This window comes from Kribbella sp. NPDC043289, from assembly GCF_056436705.1.
In genome coordinates this window covers 436,784-463,088 of sequence record NZ_JBWKCB010000003.1, presented here as the reverse complement: position 1 = coordinate 463,088, position 26,305 = coordinate 436,784, and the positions used below count along the sequence as shown (strand labels likewise).

Below are 26,305 nucleotides of genomic sequence, written 5' to 3'. Positions count from 1 at the left end.
GACGGCCCGCTGCGGCGTGGTCAGGGTGGGAGAACGGATCACCAGGGAGGGTGCATGCCTCGGCCGACCGACTGGGACGCGATCGGACTCGGCAGCGACCCGACCCCGGGAGAGCCCGAGACGATCGGGCAGCTCGCCGAGGTGCTGCAGAAACTCGGCGGCAAGGCGCGGGACATCTTCAACGCCATCCAGTCGGTGATGAACACCAACAACGACAGCGTGTTCGTCGGTCAGGCCGCGGACGCGTTGCGCGGCAAGGTGGACGACCGGTTGCGCGGGCATGTCGAGGACGTGGCGAACGCGTTCGAGACCTCGGCGCAGGCGCTGCGGGACTGGCGCGGTGTGGTCGAGGAGCAGCAGCGCAAGGCCGACGCCGCGCTCGCCGCCGGGCGTGGCCTCAAGGAGGACGACCCGGAGCGGGACACCCAGAAGGGCATTGCGGAGCAGGCCGGTAAGGACCAGTCCGACCAGGCCTCGACGTACTCCGGACGGATCAACGGGGTCTCCGACATCCAGCTGCCGATCTCGTCCTGCGAGGCGTTCTGGGAAGCGTTCAAGTGGCTGGCGATCATCCTGATCATCCCGGCGCTGATCTTCGGCGGCCCGATCGCGCTGCTCGCCCTCGGCGTGAACCTGGCGCTGTTCATCAAGACCATCGTCGACGTCGCGAACGGTGACGCCAGCTTCCTCGACCTGTTCCTGGCCGGCCTCGGCCTGATCGCGCCGACCACCAAGGCACTGCCGATCTTCAGCATCATCAAGGGCATCGCGAGCGGGATCGGCGCCGGCGTCAAGGGCGTCGCGAACGCCTTCCGGAACATCTTCAGCAAGGACTTCCTGTTCAAGGCGATGACCGAGCTGAAGGGCCTGCCGTTCATCGCCACGCTGTCGATCAAGGAGACCGGGCTGTTCGTGGTCTCGAACATCCGGAACTTCGGCATCTCGGTGGGGAACTTCGGCGCCAACTTCGGCAAGATCTCACTCGGCGCCCTCGGCAAGTTCGGTACGGCGTTCACGCAGCTGCCGGCCACGATCGTCAGCGGCTTCAGCGCCCTCGGCAAGGGCATCGCCACGGTCTGGAACGGCAGCAAGCAGTTCATCTCGGCGCACTTCGGCGGCCTGCAGTGGACCCGGCTGATCCTGCCGGTCGCGGCAGACGAGATCCGGGCCTTCAAAGCGCTCGGTATGACGGACTTCCAGGCCTTCACCCAGGCTCTGAAGGTCGGCGTGTTCGGCCGCGGGATCGCCGGTCAGCACGTGTTCGGCCTGCCGATGGTGAGCGCGCTCGGCCACACGGTCAGCGCGATCCCGATCAACACCCCGAAGCTCAGCTTCATGGGGAACGTGAAGTCGTTCTTCGACGGCATGATGAAGCCGCCGCCCCTCGAGCCGGCGGTGCACGTCAACGGCTTCGGGCTGTCCATCGAGTCCGGGTTCACCGCCGGCAAGGCGTTCCAGGACCTGCACATGCCGCCGATGAACGAGTTCAACGGCAACATCATCGGGCAGAGCGTGAACCCGCCGACCGTGGTCACACCGGGCGGCGTACACCTGCCCGCGACCGCCGGGACGAACGGCTTCGCCACCAACATCCCGTCGCCGCACATCGGCCAGCCGTCGGTCAACGGGGTCAACGGCCTCAACGGGGTGCAAGGCGTCAACGGCGTCCAGGGGATCCACGGGCTGGTCGAGAACCTCCCGGCCGGTCACGTCGGCGTCCCCGGCGCGACCAACGTCTCAATCCCGGGTACGGCGATCTCGACCGCGCACCTGAACGGCGGCGTACACGTGAATCCGCCGGCCACCAACGTCGGCTCGCTCCACGTCTCGACGCCGCAGTCCACGAGTGTCAGTGACCTGGTCAGCTCCGGACTGCGGAACAACACCCCGACCATCTCGACGCACTTCGCGACCTCGATCAACGAGGGTGTCTCGCACGGCTTCCAGGCCAACCACCTCCGGCTCTCGCTGGACGAGCTGACCCGCCCGCCGACGCCGTCCGCGACCACCGGCGGCCACACCGTGAGTCCGCCGACCGTCGACCGGGTGAACGCTGCGCTGGACCTGGTCACCGGTGGGCCCGCGGACCTGAAGATCGGTGCCCCGGGCAACCTGCGGGCCGACGTACCGACGTTCAACGGGGTGCAGAACGTCGCGACGCCGCCGACGGCCCATGTCCAGCCGGTGACGCTGCCGAAGACCGACGTACCGATCCAGACGCAGATGCAGCCGGGGCACTCGTTCGCCACCGGCAAGACCGAGATCCCGCTGAACGGGCTGCCGGACCACCCGGGCCTCGCGGTGAAGGTGGAGCGGTTCGAGGGTGGGGTGACCCAGTTCAACCTGCACGGCGGCGGGCCGAACGGGCGCCTGGACCCGCTGAACGGCGGCGGGTTGCGGTTCACCGACACCTCGACCGGTGTCACCACCCGGTTCGACAGCAACGGGATCGTCGTCGACCACGGGGTGCGGCTGACCAAGGCCGACGGCCTGGCGCGGATCGACGACCGGGTGCTGATCAAGCAACCCGACGGTGGGTTCCGGATCACGAGCCTGGACGGCAGCGCCGTACCGGACCAGCTGACCATCAAGGCGCTCGACACCGGCGGCGTCAACGTGCTCGGCAAGGACGGCATGTCCTGGCACTACAACGCCAACGGCAAGCTCGAGAGCCAGTCGGTGAACGCGTCCTGGAACAGTGACCTCGCGGCCAAGGCCGGAGTCTTCCGCAAAACGGGCGACACCGACGCCGCCGTGAACGCCAAGATGGACGATTTCACCGGCGTCCAGCAGGCGCAGAAGAACCTCGACATCGCCCACGAGAACGTGGCGATCCACGGTGACCGGGTGGACGGTCCGTCGAACGCGCCCTCGGTCGGCGACCAGGTGCACATCGATCTGCACGGCGCGCAACACGATCTGGACCTGGCGAAGAACGCGTTCCAGGACAAGCACGGCCTGAGCGTCGACGGTCTGCAGAAGCAGCTGGACGACCTGACGACGGAGTCGCTGAACCTGCGCCCCCGGTTGCTCGGTTCGGGCCGGACGATGACGTACGACGTACCTGGCAACGCCGGTGTGAAGTTCGACATCAGCGGTGGTCAGGTCACGGTGCACGGTCCCGGCTCGGAGGAGTTCACCTCGTCGGTCGCGGGCAAGGCGCTGACCATCACCAATACCTCGACGGGAAACAGCTGGACGTACAGCCTCGGATTCGGTGGTCGCGCCAACCATGTGGGCGAGTCGTTCTCACTGCACGGCGGTCAGTTCAACGGCAAGCCGGTGTCGCTGGAGGGCAAGCTCGGCGAGTTCCATAGCGGAGTCGTGGACGGCAAGTTCCCGGTCAAGGTGACCGACGACGGGCTCGTGGTCGCGTCACCGCACGGCCCGATGAACTACACCCGCGACGGCGAGTTCCACAGCATCGGGTCGACGGCGACCGGCGACATGACGCGCCCGGTCCCGCCGCCGCACCTCGAGGGCGCCGACCTGGCCCGGTGGAACGCGCAGGTCGACCTGTCCCGGACGCACCTCACCGAGGCCGCGGGCAACAAGGGTGTCGAGACCCTGATGAAGGACGTGATGGGTGGTTCCTTCACGTCCAAGCGCGGCTTCGGCGGGTACGTGAACCCGACCGCGCTGGCCGACGGCACCCTGGTCGCGAAGGTGAAGACCTTCGACACCATCGCCAAGGACCTGCAGTTCAAGGGCGCGACCGACAACATCACCGTGTACCGCGGGGTGTCGATGGACCCGGCCAGCGCCCAAGCGGACGAGTTCCTCGAACGGCTGCCGATCTCGACCTCGAGCACGCTGAAGTTCCAGGACGACTGGGCGAAGAACGGCGTGGACTCGAACCGGGTCGTGTTCAAGATCGACTCCCCGCCGAACCACAGCAAGCTCTCGATGTCGTACCCGGAGGGCTACCACCCGGGTGGCACCGAGGCGAAGGCGTGGAACCAGGACCAGTGGGAGATCACCCTCGGGCCCGCCAAGTTCACCCGTACCGGCCCGGACTTCTTCGAGAACGGGCACCGGATCATCCCGGTCAAGGCCGAGCCGATCCCGGCCGGCCGGTTCGACGAGGTGATCACCGAGAAGTGGCCGGGGCTGTCCTCGGAGACCGCGTTCGGCGACTTCGTGAAGGCCTTCGACGCGCCGAACCTGCGGGGCTTCGAAGGGCTCGAGGACATCACCACCCGGGCCACCACCAGCGTCGACGGGCTGTCGCACACCGTCCACGTCGGCAAGCCGGGTTCCGTGGACGAACTGACGATCTCGGTACTGCGGGATCCGCAGACCGACTCGGTCCGGGTGATCTGGACCGTCGACGGGGCGAACAAGTTCGACAAGACCTGGAGCGGGCAGCAGTTCTCGAACCTGGCCACCGACCTGCGGGGCGGCGTACTGCACAACAACGACCAGTTCGTCGGGATGCCGAAGCCGGCGGCCTGGGACCAGGTGCCGGGCAAGGGCAAGGGGATCGCCAAGGCCTGGGACGACGACTTCGCGGCCCGGTTCGAGGTGTTCCGGTCGCCGGGCGACACCGACGCGATGGTCGGCGCGAAGATGGACGACTTCGTGAACGTCCAGAAGGCGCAGGCGAAGGTGGATGCCGCACTGCAGGACGTGCGGACGTACGGTCACCGCGCCGACGGTCCCTCGGACGGGCCGCCAGTCGGGGCGAAGATGTTCGTCAACCTGTGGAAGGCGCAGGACCAGCTCACCCAGGCGAAGGCGACGTTCGACGCCAAGTACGGGCTGAAGGCGGACGACCTCCAACTCCAACTCGGCAAACTCCTCGACCAGTCCCTGAAGGACCGCCCCCGCCTCGTCGGCGGCATGGACGGCCGCAGTACGCCGGACCTCACCGACACCACCGTCCACACGCCCCCGCCCACCACCCACACCACACCCACGCCCCTCACGACGCACGGTGGTGCGCCGCAGCCCAACACGCATGGGGCTGTGCCGGATCCTGCGGCTCCCGGTGCGCCTCCGCCGCCTGCTCCGCCTCTGGCGGCGCACCTTGCGCCGCCGCCTCCTCCGCCGCCTGTAGTGCACAGCGGGGGTTCTGGGCACGGAGCACCGCCGCCTCGCCCGCAGCGGGTGGTGGCGCCGGAGTTTCGGAAGGAGTTCGACAGCGCGTCGTTCGGGACCGAGAGCGAGCTCGGTGGGTTCGTGGTCGCGATGCCGGAGGGCACGCACCGGGTGTTCGCGTTCGTGAAGAAGGTCGACACCAACGAGTCGCTGGTGATGGTGACCAAGGACATGAACAACGGCGTCTACCGGAACCCGGGCGACCTGCCCGGTGCCCGCGCCGGCAACTGGACGACGCACACCGTCGAGCTGGTCAACTACCCGTCCCGCGTCGCCGACCAGACCGGTATCGCGCTCCGCGACGACGCCACCCAGTTCTTGCTGGACACGTTCAAGAGCCGCCTCTCCGGCGCGAACCACCACCCGCTGGAGTCGGTGGTCAGCCCCGACGGCCGCTTCAAGCTGGAGATCACGAACGGCCGCCACGTGATCGCCGGCGGCAACGGGATGAACCTGGACGACGTCGGCTCGGTGAAGATGCCGCTCGGCGGCCAGCAGATCACGGTCGGCGTGAAGGCGACGGACTTCGGCAGCGACCTGACCACCGAGCTGCGGCTGCTCCGCGACAACCCCTGGTACAACGCCGAGTTCCGCACCGACGACGCCGTACGGAACCTGGATCGCGGCACGCTCGACAATCCCGAGGCGGTCGAGTCGGCGTACACCTATCTGAAGTCGATCATCAGCTTCACGGCGAAGCAGGTGGACAAGCACAGCATCCCGATCGGCGCCTACCCGGGCGCCGCGCCGTTCCACAGCCTGACCGACCCGGTGGTGAAGAACGGCTGGTCGGTGCTGCCGCGGACCCGGCCGAACATCGTCCTGGAGGGCCTGTCGGACGTCGACAAGGCCGCGACGCTGAAGCTGCTCCGGGAGATGCCGGAGATCGGCGACGGGACGATCTGGCGCGAGTCGAAGTCGTACATCCTGGGCGGTGGCGAGGTCGCCGGGCACGGGATCAACGACGCGGTGATCGGCGGCCAGAAGGCGCTGCTGTTCGAGTTCCGCGAGGTCCCGGACGGCCTGAAGCACCTGGTCCCGACGCACAAGCTGCCGACCACGTCGATCACCGACCTGCTGGCCGATCTGGGCGGCGGCCGGCCCGCCGCGGTCCGCAACATCAACGGCTTCATCGGCAACGCGGACAACAGCGGCGACTTCGCCGGCTGGTTCCGGGACAAGTTCCCGAACCACGCGACGAAGACCGACCAGCGCGTGATCACCATCTCCACGGTCCAGCAGAAGGCCGAGTGGATGATGACGCACCAGCCGCAGGCCTGGGACCAGGTCCTGGCCGGGCAGGAGCCGGTGATCGTGCGGACCGTGCAGATGCCGCAGATCCAGCAGCACCCGCTCGGCGGGGCGTTCGACAACCACGTGGTCGTCCGGCCGGAAGGCGGTACGCCGCACGTCACCGGCCCGAATGCACAGCACCTCACGCTCAACGACTTCGGCGACGACGGCTTCCGCATGGTCGGCCCCGACGGACGGACCCAGCGGTACGACGGGAACGGCGTACTGCTCGGGGACGGGATCCGTCTGCAGCACCCGCAGGGCAACCACTTCACCGAAGACATCCCTGGCGGCGGTACCCGCCTGGTCGACGAGCACGGCGTACAGATCCCGAACACGCAGCTCGAGCGGTTGCCGGACGGACGGTTCGTGGTCACGGACGGCCGGAACGGGCTCGGTTTCGGTGCCGACGGCAAGCAGCTCGACGTACGAGTGCAGGTCGGCGGCAGGTTCGGCGACCAGTGGGTGGTGCACCCGCTCGAGGGTCGTCCGCACGTTGCCGGTGACAACCAAGGGCTGTACCGCGTGCTCGACCTGCCGGACAGTGGTTTCCGCCTGATCGGCCCGCGCGGCCAGATGGCGCGGTACGGCGCGGACGGCGGCCATCTCGTCGACGGGACGATGCTCAACGACCCGTTCCACGTCCGCGGCTCGTTCTTCACCGAACTCGACGGCGCCGGCGGACTCCGAGCGGTCGACCTGCACGGTACGCCGCTCCCGCACACCACCGTGGACCACCTGCCGAACGGTCAGTTCCGCGTCGCGGACAACGCGCTCGGCGACGTGCGCTGGTACGGCCAGGACGGCCTGTACCGCGGCTCCGGCATGCGCGTCGCCGACCCGGCGCATCAGGGCCAGGTCTTCCTGTACCACGGTCTCGGTCGCGATCCGGAGCTGCTCGACAACGCCGGCGCGCACCTGCCCGGCACCGTCACGACGCTCGAGGGCGGCGGCTTCCGGGTCACCGAGGCGAACGGGATCGCCCGGACCTTCGACGACGCGGGAATCTATCTGGACCGGCGAATTCCCATCGGGCATGAGGTTGTCGTCCACGACGCCAACAACCACCTCACCCTGCACAACCCGACCGGCCCCGGCCGGACGGTCGAACACGTCCAGGGCGGCGGCTACCGAGTCGTTGACGGCGGCAACTACCACGTGTACGACGCCGACGGCGCGTTCCAGGCGCACGGTCACACGGTGAACCTGCCGGGCCAGACAGGCTTCCTCGAGATCACGGGGACCGGCGCACAGCGGCTCGACGTCACCTACCAGCCGATCCCGGGCCGCAACGTCACGTTCGACGCGGCCGCCGGCGAGATCACCGTGACGCGCACCGGCGGTCACGACGTCTTCGACCTGAACGGCGGCCTGCTGCGCGAGGTCACCGACCTCGACGGTCACGGGCTCGGCGCCGGGCTCACGCGGGTCACCCGCGACCAGAACGGCGCGGTCACCTGGACCGACCGGAACGGCGTACCGGTCCCGACACCGCACCGGGTCACGGTCGACGCGCAGGGCGGCGTACGGCTGGAGATCGACCTGCCGGGCGGCCCGCGGAACGGGGAGTTCCACGTGTTCTCCCGCGAGGGGAACCTCACCGAGCAGGGCTTCCCGGTGGTCCGCAACGGCCAGGCCACCGAGTTCACGTACGTCGTCAACCGGACCGGCAACACGTGGCGCCGGGTGGACGGCGCGAACGTCGACGGGACCGGCGGCTTCCAGCACGGCAAGGTCGACATCGCCGGCCTGGACAACGGGCGGATCCGGCTGCAGAGCTCGACCGCCAAGGAGGTCGAGGTCTTCGAACGCCGGTGGCTGCCGGACGGCACGGTCCTGGACAGCTTCCGCAAGACCGACACCCTCGGGTACGGCTGGTTCGACCGGCGCACGACGTGGGCGACGTACGACGCCAACGGCGCGCTGACCAACTGGGGCAAGCGGCAGATGGACACCGGCGGGTCGGCGTGGCGCGACTACGACCACCACGGGAACACGGTGCGCGACTACCAGCAGGGCCTGCAGAAGTACGCGAACCCGATCGCCGAGCAGCCGACACCGCTGGGGAAGGCCGACAAGGAGATCACCGGTCACGTGCTGGCGATCAAGGACGGCCGGAACTGGACCTGGCACCGGTACGACGCGCAGGGCCTGCACGTCGCGCAGGGCGGCCGCACCCTGGAGACGATCGGCGACGGCTGGACCGACACCGTCCGGGTCATGGAGAACGGCAACGAGGTCTCCAAGGTCGCGCAGCAGAAGTGGGGTATGTGGCACGGCCCGGACAAGGCGCGGCAGTATCAGGAGTTCAAGCTCGAACCTGGCGCGAACCACCCGACCCGCTCGGGCGAGTTCGAGGTCCAGTCGCCGCAACTGAAGTCGGTCGGCAAGGGCGAACTGCTGGACAGCGGCGCGCTGCTGACGACCGTCCGGCAGGGTGACCAGCGGCCGCCGATCTGGGTCCGGCAGAACTTCCTCGACAACCCGCCGACCACCGGCAGCGTCGCGCACATCTCCGGCGACAACCGGTTCCAGGTCTTCCGTTGGCAGACCAGCGGCGACGGCATCGACGCGGGCCAGGGGGTCCGGTACGTCGGCACGGACGAGTCGATCGTCGACGTGACCATGAACGGCGACTTCGTCCGCTTCAAGGGCAAGCTGCACGACGGCACCGAGCTGAAAGTCGGCGACCAGGCCACCGCCCCGGGTACGGCGCACCCGACGTCGACGACACCGTGGACGGCCGGTGACCTGAACGGCTGGCGGGTGTTCGACAACAACAACGGCTGGCGGGACGTCGCGGAGGTCGACGGGCTCCAGGGCTGGACCGTGGTCCGGGAGAGCCACCCGGGCGGCATCGTCCGCGAGTACACGCAACCGGCCGACCGCAACATCTGGGTCCAGCGGGACGCGCACGGCAACCTGGTCGGCAGCTCGCACCAGACCCCGGCCCCGGTCGGCGGCAACCATCGGTACGTCGTGGCTACCGGCGACGCCGACTCCTCGCGCTGGCGCTGGCAGGAGCTCGACCACAACGGCGTACAGATCGCCGGCCGCGAAGGGGATCGGTTCCACTTCAAGGGGTCCAGGGACGAAGGGATCAGCTGGGACAACTCGTTCCGCGACTTCGATGCCGCGGGCAACCTGATCCGCGACCGGCACCTGCTGGACGAGCGGCGATTCATCGAGTCCTGGCAGGACGGGAACCAATGGCGGGTTGCGGAGTTCGACAAGACCGGCGCCGAGGTGGCCGGCAGCACCCGGCTGGACCGGCAGTGGCGCGCCGCGGACGGGACCTTGCAGCAGAACTGGACCCCCGGCGCGCAGCACTTCCGCGACAGCCTGCCGCAGAACGGCCAGGTCGGGCCGCAGGTCGTCCGCGAGACGCCGCCGCACGTCGGCGACGGGCGGCCGATCCGGGTCCGCGAGTACAAGGTCGAGAACGGGCAGAGCGATCTCGCGCAATGGAAGGAGTTCGACTTCGACAAGGTCGTCCGCGAGCGGGTGAAGTCGGGGGACAACTTCCTCGAGACCGACAAGGTGCACGGCCAGTGGAAGCTGTACGACGAGCACGGCGCGGTGATCGGCGAACGCTCGGACAACGGCCTGGTCTTCGAGATGCGGGATGGCAAGCTCACGCTGACCGGCAACGAGTTCGACTTCCGGGGCGCGATGACGGAGTACCGCGGCTGGAACACGCGGATCGGTGACACCCAGCGGCAGCCGTGGTTGATGCAGTCCGACTGGACCCTCTCCGACAGGACGCTGACACCGGGCGGCAACGCGTTCCGCGAAGCGAACTACGCGCCACTCTCGCGGCTGCTGACCCAGAAGGTGCTGATCCAGGCCGGGACCGAGTTCATCCTCGACTACGCGGCCAGTCTGATGATCGCGGGCATCATCGCCGAGGCGCAGAACAAACCGTTCACCGGCAACGACGCGCTGAAGGCGCTGATGAACGCAGCCGTCGGAGCGACGCTGAAGTCGGTGGCCGGCGCGGCGCTCACCGAGACCAAGCTTGGCGGCTCGCTGCGGACGCTGAAACAGGACATGGGCAACCTGGACGGCGGCAAATTCATCACCAAGCGGCCGAACAACAACGACGCGACGTGGGGCGTGGAGTGGGCTGGCAACACCAGCCCGCTGCGCTGGCGTGGAGGCACCTTCGACTACAGCCTGAACATGTTGCTGCTGCCGCTCACCGGCTTCGTGAACGGCACCATGAACGCGGCGATCTTCGGCGTCCCGGACGCGAACGGGAAGACCGTCAAGCTGTCCGGCTGGGAGGCCGTCGGTGAGGGCGGGATCGCGGTGCTGAGCGGCTACGCGATCGCCAACAGCCTCGGCCTGGCGAAACTGGTCGGCGGGAACCTGGCTATCGGCCGGCTGTGGCAGAAGGGCGGCCTGGCCGAGATCGTGCTGACGATGCCGCTGCGGCTGTTCGAGAAGGGCATCGGCGGCGCGTTCCTGACCCCCGCGATCCGCGCGTCGATCAACCCGTCGTGGTATCAAGTTCCGCCGGTACTTCCTCCTGTCGAAGGAGCACAGTGACGAACCGCTACGTGGCGCCGAAGGGGCGCGGGACCTACCGCCGGATCACCGAGGCGCTGCGGGCCGCCGCGCCCGGTGACGTGATCGTCGTGAGCGCGGGCGAGTACGCCGAGCAGCTCCGGCTGGACCGCTCGGTGGCGATCGTCGCCGAGCCGGGCCAGGGCGGTGCCGTCGCGCTGGTCGGCGTACCGGGTGAGCCCGCGGTGGTGGCGGAAGGGCTGGAGTGCTCGCTGCGCGGGCTGGTGATCCGGGCCGCGGGTGACGACGGCAGTACGCCGGCCGTGGGCGTCGCGCCCGGGGCCGGGCTGATGCTGGACGACTGCACGGTCGTCGGCGGCCGGATCCATGCCCGCGGCAACGAAGGTGGCGGGCAGGGCACGGACCTGACCGGGTACGGCGTGACCACGCTGATACTGCGCGGGACGCGGATCGAGAAGGGCCGGCTGGCCGCGCTGCACCTGTCCGGGCGGGTCCGGGCGAAGGTCGAGGACTCCGTCATCGACACGATCGACGGGATCGGCGTGGTGCTCTCGGGCAACGCGTTCCTGGAGGCGTCGCGGCTGCGGCTGAACACCACGTCCGGGTACGGCTTCCGGTTGCGCGGCTCCAGCCGGCTCGAGGCGACGGACGGCGTGATCCGCCAGACGGGAATGGCCGGCGTACTCCTGGAGGACTCGTCGAGCGCGACGCTGACCGACGTACGGATCGACCGGCCCGGCGGGCCCGGGATCCACGCGGCCGGTACGGCGAAGGCGACGCTGACCGACTGCCGCGTGCGGAACTCGCGGGCCAGCGGGCTCGTGGTGCAGGACCAGGCCGACCTGACAGCGTCCGACTGCATCGTCGCCGACGCGGGCGCGAATGCCTTGCTGGCTTCGGATTCCGCCACGGCGACGTTGACCGACAGCCGCTTCGACCGCTCGGTCTACAGCGCCGTCCACCTCACCGGTACGTCGGTGGTGCGGTTGACGGACTGTCTGGTTCGCGAGGGCGCGGAGCACGGCGTCCACGCGACCGCGGCGTCACGGGTTGAGCTCACCAGATGCGGGATCGCCGACGTTGGGTTGACGGGAGTTTCGATCGTCGACGGCGCGGCGGCCGAAGCGGTGGACTGCCGGGTCAGCGGCGGCGGGACCGGCGTACACCTGGAGTCTTCGGTGGCGACCGGGTTCCGCGGTACGTCGGTCAGCGGGACGGTCGGGACCGGGATCGAGCTGGCGGGCGCCGGGCTGGCCACGCTGGACGCCGTACGCGTCAGTGCGTCCAAGGCCGCCGGGATCGTGGTCGGGACCGGCGCCGCGGCCGAGGTGACGAGCAGCACGATCGAGGAGTGCGGCGGGTCCGGGCTCGTCGTGTGGTCGGGGGCGAGGCCCGCCGTACGGGCGTTGCGGGTCGCGAGTGTGGCGAAGAACGGGATCTACCTCGCGGAGAAGGCGGCAGGGACGTACTTGGACTGCGATGTGACGGGGACGAAGTACCCGGCGCTGCATTTGAGCAAGACGTCCGCGCCGGTGTTCCAGCATCTCCGGATCCGCGACTGCGTCGAGGCGGTCGGGCAGGAGGACGGGGCGAACCCGAAATTCGAGGACTGCACCGTGGACGGCGTACCGATGAACGCGCCGACACCGGCGCTCGCGGCGGCCGCGAACGTGCCGGGGGTTGCGCCGACGCCGACGGCCGGGCTGGACGAGAGCATGCCGCCGGACGACGAGACGCTCGAGGACGTGCTCGCCGAGCTCGACGAGCAGGTTGGGTTGGACCGCGTCAAGCGTGACGTCCAGTCGATGGTGAAGCTCATGCAGACGGTGCGGATGCGGCAGGAGGCGGGTCTGCCCGCGCCGCCGCTCTCGCGGCACTTGGTGTTCGCGGGCAATCCCGGTACCGGTAAGACGACGGTGGCGCGGCTGTACGGGCGGGTGCTGAAGGCGCTCGGTCTGCTCCGCAAGGGGCACTTGGTCGAGGTTGATCGGACGGGGCTCGTCGGCGAGTACGTCGGGCACACCGGTCCGAAGACGACTGCGGCGGTGAATCAGGCGCTCGGTGGCGTGCTGTTCATCGACGAGGCGTACTCCCTGGCACCCGTTGGCATCGGCAACGACTTCGGCGCCGAAGCCATTGCCACGTTGGTGAAACTGATGGAGGACCACCGGGACGACCTCGTGGTGATCGTTGCCGGGTATGTGAACGACATGTCGCGCTTCATCGGGTCCAACCCCGGTCTGTCGTCACGCTTCACCCGGACGTTGATGTTCGAGGACTACACGGCCGCCGAGCTCGTGGCGATCGTCGAACACCAGGCCGGCGGTCACCAGTACGAGGTCACCACAGACGCCCGTACGGCGCTCTCCCACCTCTTCGAACGCATGCCCCGCGGCGAAGGCTTCGGCAACGGCCGCTCCGCCCGCCAGATCTTCCAGGCCATGACCGAACGCCAGGCCCACCGCCTCTCCGAACTCACCGCCCCCACCCCCGAACAACTCGTAGCCCTCGAATCAGCCGACCTCCCCGAAACCGCCTGAACCCACCCGCAACCCCCACATATCGCTCCGAAGCCACCGAGTCGTGCCGTTTGGTCGCTGACGCGTTTGCCCAGTCGTGGAGTGTGGTCCCGGATCACCAGCCAGTCCTCACGAGTCGGCGGATCGCGGGTGTGGTTGTCGGGTGGGTGCGCGGGCGAGCGGATCAGGCGGCGAGCACTTCGAGTGACGAGCACGCCGTACGGGCGTCCCTCGCGCGCGTGCCCGATGCGTCCCTCGGCCGGTCGAGTCGTGGCGGTTGGTCGGTGGTGCGTTTGCCGAGTCGTGGGTTGTGGTTCCGGATCGGCAGCCATTTCTCACGACTCGGCGGATCGTGAGCGGGTGCTGTCGAGCGGCACTCCAGGGCGGTTGTAACAGTAGAAGGTGGGATTTTCTCAAGGAGAGTTGTTTTGAGTAGTGACAGTTCGCGGTAAGTCGCTTACGGTTTGGCCGCATGACGATGACGCGACGTGGGTTGCTGGTGGGCGCTGGGGCGGTTTTGGCCGGCGGGATGGTGGGGGTGCCGGCGTGGGCGGCGCCGGGTGGGTTGCCGCCGACGCGGCGGTTCGCGCTCGATGGGTCGGGTGGTGAGCTGTTTCGGAGCAAGCCGTTGGCGGATGTGACCGTGATGCAGTCGATCGCCTTCGACAACGCGAACCAGCGGCTGTTCGCCGGCCAGTTGCGCGCGGGGTCGCCGGCCAACAGCGGTGATCTCACGCTGACGCAGCTCACCACGGCCGGCGACGTCGTCGGGCACATGTACCTGAGCGGTTTCGGCCATGCGGTCTCGATCGGTGCGGAGGCAGTCGGGCGTACGACGTACCTCTGGACCGAGACCGACGTGGATACGGTGAATGGGCGTGGTCGTCAGGTTGCTCGGTTCCGCTGGCGGGACGGTGCGACGTTGACGAAGGATTCGCCGGGGCTGCGGAGTTGGAAGCCGGTCGCGGACGGCGCACTGTTCACGCCGTCGGTCGATCAGCAGCACGGCCGGATCGCCATTCGGCATACCCAAGCGGACGGCTTTCACATCAACGTGTACTCGCTGTCCGCGGCGCGGGCCGGCAACTTCTCGAACGTGCTCGCGTCGTTCAAGCAGCCCGCGATGACTGCCGGCATCGACTTCCAGGGCTGGGCGCTGTACGGCTCGTACGTCTACCTCTGGGAGGGCGAGGCGTACTCCGGCACGCCTGACCCCGCACAGTTCACGTCGAAGCTGTGGACCTACGACATCACCACCGGCGAGATCGTCGAGTCGGTTCGCATCCTCGACGGCGGCGACCTCGTCTACCGCGAGGCCGAGGGCGTCGGCGTGCATCTCGACCGCTTCGGTTGTCCCCGGCTCTGCTTCGGCTTCGCGTCAGGTGTCGGCGGGGATCGCCGCGCCAACCTCTTCTACCGCGACTCGTTCGTCTAACACCCGTCGCCGAGAAGTTCTCAGAAGTTTTTGTTCGAACTAATGACACTTCTCGGTAAGAGACTTACCGTCGAACGGTATGGACAACCTCTCCCGCCGTGGGTTGCTGACCGGGGCCGGCGCGCTGATCGCCGCCGGCACGGTCGGTCTTCCCGCCGCCACCGCCCGGACCCTGTCCCTGCCCGCCTCCAAGCGCTTCAAGATGAGCGCGACCACCAACGAGTTCCTCCGCAGCCAGCCGCTGCACGACGCGACGGTGATGCAGTCGTTCGCGTTCGACACCCCGAACGACCGGCTGTTCGCCGCGCAGTTGCGGGGCGGCAGCGGGGCGAACAGCGGTGATCTCGCGCTGACCCAGCTCGACTTCGCCGGCAACGAACTCGGGTACATGTACCTCACCGGCTTCGGCCACGCGGTCTCGATCGGCGCCGAGGGTGCCGGGAGTACGACGTACCTCTGGACCGAGACCGACGTGGACACCGCGAACGGGCGCGGCCGGCAGATCTGCCGGTTCCCGTGGCAGAACGGGACGACGCTGACATCGGCATCGGTGACGAAGTGGAAGCCGGTGTCGAACGGGACCGTGTTCACACCAGCCGTCGATCAGCGCTTCAACCAGCTCGGTGTGCGGCACTCGTTGTCGGATGGCATGCACATCAACGTGTACTCACTTGCGGCCGCACGGACAGGCGATTTCTCGACGGTACTGGCGTCCTTCAAGCAGCCGGCGTTGACGTCCGGGATCGACTTCCAGGGGTGGACGTTGTACGGATCGTACGCGTACTTCTGGGAAGGCGAGGCGTATCCGGGTGCGCCCGACGAGACCAAGGCGACGTCGAAGCTGTGGTGCTACGACATCAACGCCGGTCAGCTCGTCGACTCGTTCCTGACGCTGGCCGGGAAGAGCCTGACCTACCGTGAGCCCGAAGGAATGGCGGTCTACGGCTCGACGGACGCGACGGCACGCCTGTACTTCGGCTTCGCGTCAGGCGTCACCGGCGACCGCCGAGCCAACCTCTTCTACCGCAACACCTTGGTCTAAAGGCGTTACTGGGCGACGCCGTACAGACGATCACCGGCGTCGCCCAGGCCCGGGACGATGTAGCCCTTCTCGTTCAGGTGCGAATCCATGCCGGCGATCACCAAGTTGCAGGGGACATCGAGGTCGGTGAGTTCGCGTTCGACGCGCTGCACGCCTTCAGGGGCCGCGAGCAAGCAGATCGCGGTGATGTGGTCGGCGCCGCGGTCCACCAGGAACTGGATCGCGGCCGCCAGCGTCCCGCCGGTGGCCAGCATCGGGTCGAGCACGTAGCACTGCCGCCCGGACAGGTCCTCCGGAAGCCGTTCGGCGTACGTCGACGCAGTCAGCGTCTCCTCGTTGCGCACCATGCCGAGGAACCCCACCTCGGCGGTCGGGAGCAGCCGGGACATGCCCTCGAGCATGCCGAGGCCGGCCCGCAGGATCGGGACGACCAGCGGCTTCGGCGAGGCGAGCTTCACGCCCTGCGCCTCCGCGACCGGTGTCTGCACCGTGACCGGACCGGTCCGCACGTCCCGCGTCGCCTCGTAGGCGAGCAACGTGACGAGCTCCTCGGTCAGCCGCCGGAACGTGGGTGAGTCCGTGCGCTCGTCCCGCAGCGCGGTGAGCTTGTGAGCGACGAGCGGGTGGTCCACGACGAGGATCTGCATAAGCCGGAACGGTACCGTCGGCGATTCGCGGCGCGAAAGCGTGCGCGCTGTCAGACTGGGAACCGCATTGGAATCTGCCCTGAATTCGCCCCCCAGGGAGTACGCCGATGACTGAGAAGACGCCCGAGCAGTTGGACCGCCTCCGTCGTCGCGCAGCCTTTCTGCGCGAGCGGGACGAGGCCCGCGCGCTGCGGGACCGGATCGCGCCGCGGCGGGCGCGGGTCCGGCAGTTGCGGGAACTGATGCGCAGAGCGACGTACCATCACTGACTGTTGACGGGTGTTGGTGGATCTGATACCGCTCCGAGATCGCGTGCGCCGCCGGAGTCTGGGACGATGACCCGGTGTCCGATGTCACAGCAGGGCAGATGACCACCGACCTCGATTTCGCGGTCGCCGCCTACACCGAGGACGGGAACTGGACGGTCACCCCGCTGGTACTGCGTGGTGAGCCGGACCTGTCCACGGTGGTGTCCGCGCTCCGCCGGTACCCCGGTGAGGCCGGCGTGCTCGGGATGGTCTCGGTGGACGAGGACTTCTTCGTGCTGGTCCGGGTGCTCGGTGGTCGCGCGCGGCTGCTGATCTCCGACGTCACCGCCGCCACCGAGTGGCCGCTGGCCCGGCAGGTCGTCGACGAACTCGACATCCCGCTGGCCGATGACGACGACGAGCAGGTCCCGGCCGGTGACCTGACGATCATCGCCGACCTGGGGATGACCGCGATGGACCTCGGTGCGCTGTGCGACGACGTCGACCTCTACCCGGAGGAGATGCTCGAGGAGATCGCCGAGGCGCTCGGGTTCGGCAACCAGTTCCACGACGCGATCGAAGCCCTTGGCTAGCCCGCTCCTGCGGCGGGAGTGGTCGAGGTTGATGGCGCTCGCCCTGGAGGAGGGCGAGCTCGCGCTGCCCGACGTACCGATCGGGGCCCTGGTCGTGGACGAGGGTGGCGAGATCATCGGGCGCGGTCACAACGAGCGGGAGACGACCGGTGATCCGACCGCGCATGCCGAGGTCGTGGCGATCCGGGAGGCGGCGCGGCATGTCGGCGAGTGGCGGCTGACCGGCTGCACGCTGGTGGTCACGCTGGAGCCGTGCACGATGTGCGCCGGGGCGATCGTGCTGTCCCGGCTGGACCGGCTGATCTTCGCGGCGTACGACGAGAAAGCCGGCGCCGTGGGCTCGCTGTGGGACGTCGTCCGGGACCGGCGGCTGAACCATCGGCCCGAGGTGGTGGGCGGTGTGATGGCCGATGTGGCCGGTGCTCGGCTGCGCGATTTCTTCATTCGTCACCGACCTTGATAGTGTCCTCGGCGGTGGCGTGTCCGAGCGGCCGAAGGAGCGCGCCTCGAAAGCGCGTGACGGGCAACCCCCGTCCGAGGGTTCAAATCCCTCCGCCACCGCCATGGAGTTGGATGGTTCCGCACGGAGTGTGGAACCATCCAACTGCATATCAAGTGCTGTGGGATTTGGGAGGAGCCTGCGACGGTTCCCTCCGCCACCGCCAAACCGCCCCTCGGGGTGGGACAGAGCCGGAGACCCTGATGCTGTGTGATGCGTCAGGGTTTTCGTCTCTCTGGACCTGACTCGGGACGCTCGACGAGAGGGCCCCTATGGATGTTGAGGAGCTCGACCGGATCCTGCTCGGCGGGGCCGCGGTCCTGCTCGTCGCGGTCGTGGCGGTCCGGTTGTCCGGCAAGATCGGGCTCCCGTCACTGCTCATCTATCTCGGGATGGGCCTGGCGCTCGGCGAGGCCGGACCGGGACACATCCACTTCGAGGACGCCAAGCTGGCGCACGCGCTCGGGTTCGCCGCGCTGGTGGTGATCCTCACCGAGGGCGGTCTGACGACCCGCTGGAACGAAGTACGACCGGTGATGCCGCTGGGGCTTGTGTTGGCGACCGTCGGGGTCGCGGTGAGTGTCGGCGTGGTCGCGGGTGTGGCGCACTTCGTGCTGGGGCTGAGTTGGCAGCTGTCCGTGCTCCTGGGGGCCGTGACGTCGCCGACGGACGCGGCGGCGGTGTTCTCAGTACTGAGACGGGTGCCGGTCCGTCCACGCCTGCGTGGAGCGCTGGAGGCGGAATCCGGTCTGAACGACGCCCCGACTGTGTTGCTCGTCACACTCGTGAGCACCGGCGAGGTCGGCGACAAGGGCCTGCTGGCATTCAGCGGGCTGGTGCTCTACGAGCTGATCGTCGGTGCCCTGTTCGGCCTGGTGATCGGGTGGGTGAGCGTCGGCCTGATCCGCCGGATGGCCCTCGGCTCGGCCGGTCTGTATCCGCTCGCGGTCCTCTCGGTCGCGTTCATCTCGTACGCCGGAGGCTCGGTCCTGCTCCACGTCTCGGGCTTCGCGTCGGTGTACGTGACGTCGCTGGTGCTCGGGCGGGCGGAGTTGCCGCACCGGATGGCGACCCGGTCGTTCGTGGACGGCATCGCCTGGTTGGCGCAGATCGGGTTGTTCGTGATGCTCGGGCTGCTGGCGTCGCCCGGCCGGTTCCGGTTGAACGACGTCGTGCTCGCGCTGGTGATCGGGTTCTCGGTCACGGTGGTCGGGCGGTTCGCGTCGGTGGCGATCTCGGCGGCGCCGTTCCGGTTGCCGTGGGCGGAGCGGACGTTCATCTCGTGGGCCGGGCTGCGCGGCGCCGTACCGATCGTGCTGGCGACCATCCCACTCTCCGAGGGAGTGCCGCACGCGGACCGGATCTTCGACGTGGTGTTCGTGCTCGTGCTGCTGTTCACGTTGCTGCAGGGGCCGTCACTGCCGTGGCTCGCGAAGCGGCTGAACGTGCTCGACGAGAACGCGGCGCACGAGGTGGACATCGACGTGGCGCCGCTGGAGTCGCTCGGCGCGGACATGATCCAGGTCCAGATCCCGAGCGAGTCCCGGCTGGCCGGTGTCGAGATCGGCGAGCTCCGGCTGCCGCCGGGCGTTTCGGTCTCCCTGGTCATCCGCGGCGAACGGGCGTTCGTCCCGGACCGCCGTACCGTGCTGCGGGCCGCCGACTCGATGCTCGTCGTCGCGCCCAGCCCGGTCCGCGAACAGACCGTCCGCCGCCTCCGGGCCGTGTCGCGGGCCGGCCGCTTGGCCGGCTGGTTCGGCGAACGCGGCCGCGAACAGCAGTAGCTGTCCGCGGCCGGTAGGGGTCAGTGCAGGGTCAGTTCGGGTTCTGGCCGGAGGGGATCGGCTGCGGGGTGCGGACGACCGGGAGGCAGACGGTGCTGCCGGCCGGGACCTGGACCGAGGGGATGCCCTTCAGCTTCACGGAGCCGAAGCCGGCGCCGATCACCAGGTCGACGGTGTGGTCGGTGCGGCCGTCGGCGATCAGCACGGCCTTCTGGTTCAACTGACCGGCGACCAGGAGCATCTCGGGGGCGGTCTCGGAGGCGCCGCGCAGCGACACGACGTCGGTCTTGTCGCCCTTGGGCTCGTTGGCGATCTTGCTGACGTTGAATCCGCGCTTCTTCAACACGTCCGCGACCCGGCCGGCCGAGCCCGCGCGGGCGCCACCGTTGTAGATGTTCAGGACGACCTGTTTCGGCACCAGGCGGTTGTTCGCGAGGTTCTGCTCGGTACAGGTCGGCTCGGCACTGCTGTTTACCAGCGACTTCCAGCCCCACCAGCCGCCGCCGGCGAGAATTCCGAGCAGGATCACCATCGTGATCGGTGTACGCCACCGGAGCCGCGAGTGCGGCCTCGGTTGCGGATGGATCGCTGTCATTTGCTCTACCCCCCGTGAGCGGCAGCCATGGTCAGTCCACGACCAGTACCCGTGCATGCAGAACTTGACGCTGCTGCAGCGCGGCCCGCAAGGCGCGATGCAGGCCGTCCTCGAGATACATGTCGCCCCGCCACTCGACGACATGCGCGAACAGGTCGCCGTAGAAGGTCGAATCCTCGTCGAGGAGAGCCGTCAGGTCCAGAGTGCCCTTCGTCGTGACGAGTTCGTCCAGCCGCACCTGCCGTGGCGGCAGTGAAGACCAGTCCTTGGGCCGCAGCCCGTGGTCCGGGTACGGCCGATCGTCCCCGACGCGCTTGAAGATCACCTCCCGGAGTCTAGCGGGATTCCAGGTCGTGCGAGGAGGTCATGAAGGTCACCGGAACAGTCCGCGACCGGATTTCAACCTTTTGGCGGAGTCCGGCGTCAGACCCGGACACAGAGCAGTGAGCGCGGTAGGGAGCTCACCCGCGAGGGGGTAAACACGATGCGAATTCTTCCGAAACTCGGCCTGGTGACCGTGGCACTCGCCGTCGTGGCACTCGGTACGACGCTGCCGGCGGACGCGGTCACGGTGTCTCAGGTGAAGGCCGCCCAGACCCGCCTGAACGGGCTCGGCTGTACGTCCGGCCCGGTCGACGGCCAGGCTGGCGCGATGACCCAGGCCGCCACCGTGCGGTTCCAGTCCGCCAACGCCCTGAGCCAGACCGGTTCGCTGAGCGGTACGACGTACACCCGGCTGATGGCTTCGACGGCGAAGCGGTGTGACGTCCGTGCGGTACCGCGGAGTTCGGGGAGCGGGCGCCGGATCGTCATCAGCCAGACGCAGAACTGGGTGTGGTTGATCGATGCCCGCGGCAAGGTCGTTCGGCAAGGCGGGATCGTTGACAACCCGACGTACCTGAAGGCTGGTACTTATACGAGTGGGGCGAAGTGCGGCCGGCCGGCGCGGGTACTGCGGAACACCGACGGCGCCCGGTTGTATCTGAACCATTTCGTCCGGTTCGCGCCGTGTGGAGTCGGGTTCCACCAGATCCCGACGTACAAGACGAACGGGCAACAGATTCACCCCGACTGGCTGCTCGGCACGAATGACAAGGTCTCGCACGGTTGTATCCGGGTCTCCGCCGCGATGTCGGCAACGATCTGGACCTTCGCCGCCACCCCGACGCGTGTAGTCGTCCTGCGCTGACCCGGGAGGACTAGCATTCCCGACGGGTAGTTCCGTCAACCGGGGAAAGGCACGCTGATGGCCGAGAAAGCCGACGTCGTCGAGACCGTCACGCAGGGGTACGCGTTCGAAGGGGCTGCCCTCGATCTGGGCGCGCTGCTGGTCGACGGCGAGCCGAAACCGGAGGCGGCGGTCCGGATCCCGCTCGGGATGATGAACCGGCACGGTCTGGTCGCGGGCGCCACGGGCACCGGTAAGACGAAGACCCTGCAGTTGATGGCCGAGCAGTTGTCCGCGGCCGGTGTCGCGGTGTTCGCCGCCGACATCAAGGGCGACCTGTCCGGCATCTCGCAGCCGGGCGCGAGCAGCGACAAGCTGCTGGCCCGGACCAAGGCGATCGGCCAGGACTGGACCGCGACCGGTTTCCCGACCGAGTTCTACGCGCTCGGCGGCCAGGGGACGGGCGTCCCGATCCGCGCCACGATCACCTCGTTCGGCCCGGTGCTGCTGTCCAAGGTGCTGGGGCTGAACGACGTCCAGGAGTCGTCGCTCGGGCTGATCTTCCACTACGCCGACAAGGCCGGGCTGACGCTGCTCGACCTGAAGGACCTGCGCTCGGTCATCCAGCACCTCACCTCGGACGAGGGCAAGGAAGACCTCAAGGAGCTCGGCGGCCTGTCCGCGGCGACGGCGGGCGTCATCCTGCGCGCGCTGATCGGGTTCGCCGACCAGGGCGCGGAGGAGTTCTTCGGTGAGCCCGAGTTCGAGACCGCCGACCTGCTGCAGCAGCGTGACGGGAAGGGTGTCATCTCGCTGCTCGAGCTGCCGAACCTGCAGGACCGGCCGGCGCTGTTCTCGACGTTCCTGATGTGGCTGCTGGCGGACCTGTTCCACGACCTGCCCGAGGTCGGCGACGTGGACAAGCCGAAGCTGGTGTTCTTCTTCGACGAGGCACACCTGCTCTTCAACGACGCATCGAAGGCGTTCCTGGACTCGATCGCGCAGACCGTGCGGCTGATTCGCTCGAAGGGCGTCGGCGTCTTCTTCGTGACCCAGACCCCGAAGGACGTCCCGGACGCCGTCCTCGCGCAGCTCGGTTCCCGCGTGCAGCACCAGCTGCGGGCGCACACGCCGAACGACGCGAAGGCGCTGAAGGCGACGGTGTCGACGTTCCCGAGCTCGTCGTACGACCTCGGTGAGGTGCTGACCCAGCTCGGGATCGGCGAGGCGATCGTGACCGTGATGAACGAGAAAGGCGCCCCGACCCCGGTCGCCTGGACCCGGTTGCGGGCGCCGCAGTCGCTGATGGCGCCGGCCACCGCGGAGCAGATGTCGGCCGCCGTGCAGGCCTCGGCGAACAACGCGAAGTACTCGCAGGCGGTCGACCGCGAGTCGGCGTACGAGATCCTGGCCGCGAAGGTGCAGGCCGGGGCGGCGCAGGCCGAGGCCGAGAAGCAGCAGCAGGAGCAGGCCAAGCAGGAACAGCACCAGGAGTCGCGGCCGCGGGCGCAGAAGCAGGAGAAGTCGATGGTCGAGCAGGTCATCGGGTCGACGGTGTTCAAGCAGTTCGCGCGCTCGGCCGGCAAGGAGATCGTCCGGGGGCTGTTCGGCGCGGCGCGGAAGCGCTGATTCCGGAACCGGCGAGGTCCGGTTTTCCTTCCCTGCCAGGGAAAATGCGCGTCGGATTGTTGATCAAACGACTGAAACAGAAGGCGTTGTCGATCGTTTCCAAGTCGTCATCCACAGCCGCGCCGTCGCGGATTGGGACCTGACGCGCACTCGTCGTACCGTGTGAGGTGATGGTTGCGCAGAGTAGGCGAGCGGTGCGTTCCTGGGCGCTCTGGACCCTGACGGTCCCGGCGTTCGCCCTCGTCGTGTTCGTCGACCTGGCCGCCATCGGGTACGCCGTGCACGCGGTCACCGACAGTCCGAGCTGGCGCGATCTGAACGTGGTGTTCGCCCTGACCGTGTCCGCGCTGATCTCGGTCGAAGGCGCCCGCCGGGTGGAGAGCCGGCGGCGGCGCGGCGGCGCGCTGCACAAGGACCTCGCCCCGGCCTGGATGATCGCCGCGGCCGTCATCCTGCACCCGGCGCTGGCGATCCTGGTCGCGGTCCTGCTGCGGATCTGGTGGCGGATCCGGGCCGGCAAATGCATTCCGTACCGCTGGGCCTTCTCGACCGCCGTGCACGTCCTCGCGGTCGGCGCGGCACACTCGGTCTTCGTCTCGGCCCGTCATCTGACCGGCGACGGCGGCCTCGGCCTGGTCGTCTCGATGGTCGGCGGCTCAGTGGCGTACGTCGTCACCGACACCCTGCTGTGCGGGCTCGCCATCTCGCTGATCATCCCGGGCAGCAGCCGGCGCGAGACCGTCGGCAGCCTTGACGACGTGTGCACGGACGTGACCGCCGCGACCCTGGGCTGTCTGCTGGCGGCCGCCTGCCTGGTCAGCCCGTGGTTCGCGTTCGTCGCGATCCCGATCACGCTCACCGCGCAGCGCGCCCTGCTGCTCGGCCAGCTCGAGACCGAGGCCCAGACCGATCCGAAGACCAGCCTGACCCGGGTCGACTGGTGGCGCCGGCGGACCGAGCAGATGCTGCGTACGTCGCGGAGCCAGCGCGAACCGATGGCGGTGCTGCTGATCGACATCGACCACTTCAAGCAGGTCAACGACCGGCACGGGCACCTGGTCGGCGACGAGGCGCTGCGCGCGGTCGCGACGATCCTGCGGAGCGCGATCCGGGCGAAGGACGTGATCGGCCGGTTCGGCGGCGAGGAGTTCGTGATCGCGCTCCCGGACACCGGGATCGACGACGCGACGGTGACCGCGGACCGGCTGCGCAACGCGGTCGCCAACAGTCCGCTGGCCGCGATGTGCGCCGGTGTCCTCGACGACCCGGATCTGGATCCGGACACCTTCCACCTGACCGTCAGCATCGGCGTCGCGGTCTACCCGAGCGACGGTGCGAGCGTGGACGACCTGCTGCTCCGCGCCGACCGCGCGATGTACGCCGCGAAGGCCGCCGGCCGCAACCGGGTCCGGCTGGCCGCCGACATGGTCACGCTGCCCCAAATCACCCAATTCTCGGAACCGACAGAACCTTTGGCGCAAGCTCAGCGTCCTGTGAGGTGAGGACGGCAGGACGGAGCACACATGGCGGCAACGGGGAGTCGTGACGACGACTTCACGGCGTTCGTGCTGGCCAGATCCGCGCGGTTGGTGCACTTCGCGCGGATGCTCTGCGGTGACAGCGGTCTGGCCGAGGACCTGGTGCAGACCGCGCTGGAGAAGGCGTACCTGCGCTGGGACCGGATCGAGATGGCCGACCCGTTCGCGTACGTCCGGCAGTCGGTGGTCAACCAGCACCTGTCGTGGGTACGGCGTCGTCCGTGGCGCGAACGCCCGAGCGGTGACGCGGCCGAGCTCGACCTGTTCCTCGAACCGGTGGAGTCGGACCACACCGGCGCGATCCATCGACGGGTCGCGATCGGAGCGGCGCTGGCCGCGCTGAGCCGACGGGAGCGCGCGGTCGTCGTACTGCGGTATGTCGAGGACCTGACCGAGCGGGAGACCGCGGCGGTCCTCGGAGTAGCGGTGGGCACGGTGAAGAGCGCGAACGCGCGGGCGCTGGACAAGTTGCGGACCGCGCCGGAGCTGAGCGGTGTGGGGGAGAGAGCATGAACGACGAGCGCGGAACCGTGGCGGAGGAGGAACTCCGCGCCGCCCTGGCGCCGGACGACTCGGTCGCGCCGCTGGACCCGGCCCGGGTGATCGCGGGGGCGCAGCGTCGTCGGGTGCGTGGCCGGCTCACAACCGCCGCGGCGGCTTCGATCGCGGTCGCGGCGGTGGTCGGGTTGGCGGCGGTGGTTGGGGGGAATCTGGTGAGTGACGGGCCTCAGCCTGCGGGGCCCGGGCCGACGGCGCCAGTGGTGACTTCGACCCAGCCATCTCGTATTCCGCCGAGCCCGACGAGCCGGCCGTCCGCGATACCGACTCCGCCGGCCGGCCCGGTGACGCCGACCGGTACCGCGCCGCAGCGGCCGCCGAGCTCCGCGCCCACGACACCGACAAACGAGACGCCGACGAATGTGCCGCCGACGAATGTGCCGCGGACGAATGTGACTCCTACGAACGTGCCGAGGACGATTCCGCCGCGGGCGACGCCGACGCCACAGGGCCGGCCGTCGCGGTTCGCTACTCCTTCGACGCCGCCGACGCGTTCGCCGAACTGACGCGCCGGCAGAACCTTTTCATTGCCTGCTTGCGTCCTTGAGCCCGACCGAACATCACAAAGGTGCGGAGGGCAACGAATGAATGAGGCAGGCCGGAAGCGACGCGTGACCCGCATGGTGCTGGGCGGACTCGCCGCCGCGGCAGTGGTCGGCGTCGCAGTCGCGGGCACGGCGATGGCACGCAGCAGCAACTCGTCGGCGGACACGGCAGCCCAAGGCGGCCCAGCCGTCGCGACCCCGACAGTCGACACCCCACGTCCCGTCGCGACCCCGACTCGGGCCCCACGTCCGGTCCCGGCGACCCAATCGCCGACTCGCGCGCAGACTCCGCGCCCGGTGCCGGCGACCGAAACGCCGACGCTGCCCGCTCGCCGGACGCCGACCGCGTCATCGTCGGTCCCGCCGACGCGCACGCCAGAACCGCGCGCGACCCCGACGCGCTGGACGAGCCCGACCGCTCCGCCGCGGGCGACCCCGTCGGCTTACCCGACCCGCTCGCCGCGAGCGACGCCGACCCGCTGGGCGACCCCCACCCCGCCGCCGCGGGCGACGCCGTCGGAGCCCCCGACGGTCGCGCCGCGCGGGAAGTAGCGGGCCGGCCCCGCACGCCTGCTGACCGAG

Annotated in this window: 17 protein-coding genes and 1 tRNA gene; 15 read left to right on the top strand and 3 right to left on the bottom strand. The window is 68.9% G+C overall.

Annotated elements, in window-relative coordinates:
- The first annotated feature begins 54 nt into the window (after window positions 1-54).
- From AC0662_RS20480 to AC0662_RS20465, 4 genes are all read left to right on the top strand, one after another.
- Window positions 55-10,944: an actin cross-linking domain-containing toxin gene (locus AC0662_RS20480; RefSeq protein ID WP_478302433.1), complete on the top strand. Its 10,890-nt coding sequence runs from the start codon at window positions 55-57 to the stop codon at window positions 10,942-10,944.
- A complete protein-coding gene (locus tag AC0662_RS20475; RefSeq protein WP_478302431.1) occupies window positions 10,941-13,463 on the top strand; it encodes a right-handed parallel beta-helix repeat-containing protein in 2,523 nt (840 codons plus the stop codon). Before AC0662_RS20480 ends, AC0662_RS20475 begins: the two co-directional genes overlap by 4 nt.
- Before the next feature lie 451 nt (window positions 13,464-13,914).
- Window positions 13,915-14,877: a phage baseplate protein gene (locus AC0662_RS20470; protein ID WP_452197705.1), complete on the top strand. Its 963-nt coding sequence runs from the start codon at window positions 13,915-13,917 to the stop codon at window positions 14,875-14,877.
- 79 nt (window positions 14,878-14,956) lie between these two features.
- Window positions 14,957-15,919 (top strand): phage baseplate protein, encoded by a 963-nt coding sequence (locus AC0662_RS20465; RefSeq protein WP_478302428.1) that lies wholly within the window; start codon window positions 14,957-14,959, stop codon window positions 15,917-15,919.
- 5 nt (window positions 15,920-15,924) lie between these two features.
- Here the strand turns inward: AC0662_RS20465 and upp are convergent, their stop codons facing one another.
- Window positions 15,925-16,566: a uracil phosphoribosyltransferase gene (gene upp / locus AC0662_RS20460; protein ID WP_452197709.1), complete on the bottom strand. Its 642-nt coding sequence runs from the start codon at window positions 16,564-16,566 to the stop codon at window positions 15,925-15,927.
- 107 nt (window positions 16,567-16,673) lie between these two features.
- Here upp and AC0662_RS20455 point away from each other — a divergent pair, with 107 nt between their 5' ends.
- From AC0662_RS20455 to AC0662_RS20435, 5 genes are all read left to right on the top strand, one after another.
- The gene (locus tag AC0662_RS20455) at window positions 16,674-16,835 is read left to right on the top strand and encodes a hypothetical protein (protein WP_452197711.1); all 162 of its coding nucleotides are present in this window, start codon (window positions 16,674-16,676) and stop codon (window positions 16,833-16,835) included.
- Window positions 16,836-16,933: 98 nt separating this feature from the next.
- On the top strand, window positions 16,934-17,407 hold the full coding sequence (locus AC0662_RS20450) for a tRNA adenosine deaminase-associated protein (protein WP_478302426.1): 474 nt from the start codon (window positions 16,934-16,936) through the stop codon (window positions 17,405-17,407).
- A gap of 31 nt (window positions 17,408-17,438) precedes the next feature.
- Window positions 17,439-17,867, top strand: coding sequence for a nucleoside deaminase (locus AC0662_RS20445; protein WP_452197715.1), 429 nt, complete (start codon window positions 17,439-17,441; stop codon window positions 17,865-17,867).
- Window positions 17,868-17,880: 13 nt separating this feature from the next.
- Window positions 17,881-17,971: transfer RNA gene (locus AC0662_RS20440), tRNA-Ser, on the top strand.
- A gap of 207 nt (window positions 17,972-18,178) precedes the next feature.
- The gene (locus tag AC0662_RS20435) at window positions 18,179-19,690 is read left to right on the top strand and encodes a potassium/proton antiporter (protein WP_452197717.1); all 1,512 of its coding nucleotides are present in this window, start codon (window positions 18,179-18,181) and stop codon (window positions 19,688-19,690) included.
- Window positions 19,691-19,721: 31 nt separating this feature from the next.
- Here AC0662_RS20435 and AC0662_RS20430 read toward each other — a convergent pair whose 3' ends face one another.
- Complete coding sequence (locus tag AC0662_RS20430) at window positions 19,722-20,285, bottom strand: LytR C-terminal domain-containing protein (RefSeq protein ID WP_478302424.1); 564 nt, start codon at window positions 20,283-20,285, stop codon at window positions 19,722-19,724.
- Between the two features lie 31 nt (window positions 20,286-20,316).
- Window positions 20,317-20,610, bottom strand: coding sequence for a type II toxin-antitoxin system VapB family antitoxin (locus tag AC0662_RS20425; RefSeq protein WP_452197721.1), 294 nt, complete (start codon window positions 20,608-20,610; stop codon window positions 20,317-20,319).
- 159 nt (window positions 20,611-20,769) lie between these two features.
- Between AC0662_RS20425 and AC0662_RS20420 the strand changes: the two genes are divergently transcribed.
- From AC0662_RS20420 to AC0662_RS20395, 6 genes are all read left to right on the top strand, one after another.
- A complete protein-coding gene (locus AC0662_RS20420; protein WP_452197723.1) occupies window positions 20,770-21,474 on the top strand; it encodes a L,D-transpeptidase family protein in 705 nt (234 codons plus the stop codon).
- 57 nt (window positions 21,475-21,531) lie between these two features.
- Window positions 21,532-23,082: a helicase HerA-like domain-containing protein gene (locus AC0662_RS20415; RefSeq protein WP_478302422.1), complete on the top strand. Its 1,551-nt coding sequence runs from the start codon at window positions 21,532-21,534 to the stop codon at window positions 23,080-23,082.
- Between the two features lie 170 nt (window positions 23,083-23,252).
- Window positions 23,253-24,584: a GGDEF domain-containing protein gene (locus tag AC0662_RS20410; RefSeq protein WP_478302420.1), complete on the top strand. Its 1,332-nt coding sequence runs from the start codon at window positions 23,253-23,255 to the stop codon at window positions 24,582-24,584.
- A gap of 21 nt (window positions 24,585-24,605) precedes the next feature.
- Window positions 24,606-25,133, top strand: coding sequence for a SigE family RNA polymerase sigma factor (locus AC0662_RS20405; protein ID WP_452197729.1), 528 nt, complete (start codon window positions 24,606-24,608; stop codon window positions 25,131-25,133).
- Window positions 25,130-25,684: a hypothetical protein gene (locus tag AC0662_RS20400; RefSeq protein ID WP_452197731.1), complete on the top strand. Its 555-nt coding sequence runs from the start codon at window positions 25,130-25,132 to the stop codon at window positions 25,682-25,684. Before AC0662_RS20405 ends, AC0662_RS20400 begins: the two co-directional genes overlap by 4 nt.
- Window positions 25,685-25,789: 105 nt before the next feature.
- Window positions 25,790-26,275 carry a hypothetical protein gene (locus AC0662_RS20395; RefSeq protein WP_478302417.1) on the top strand — a complete coding sequence of 162 codons (486 nt, stop codon included), beginning with the start codon at window positions 25,790-25,792 and terminating at the stop codon, window positions 26,273-26,275.
- Window positions 26,276-26,305: the final 30 nt, after the last annotated feature.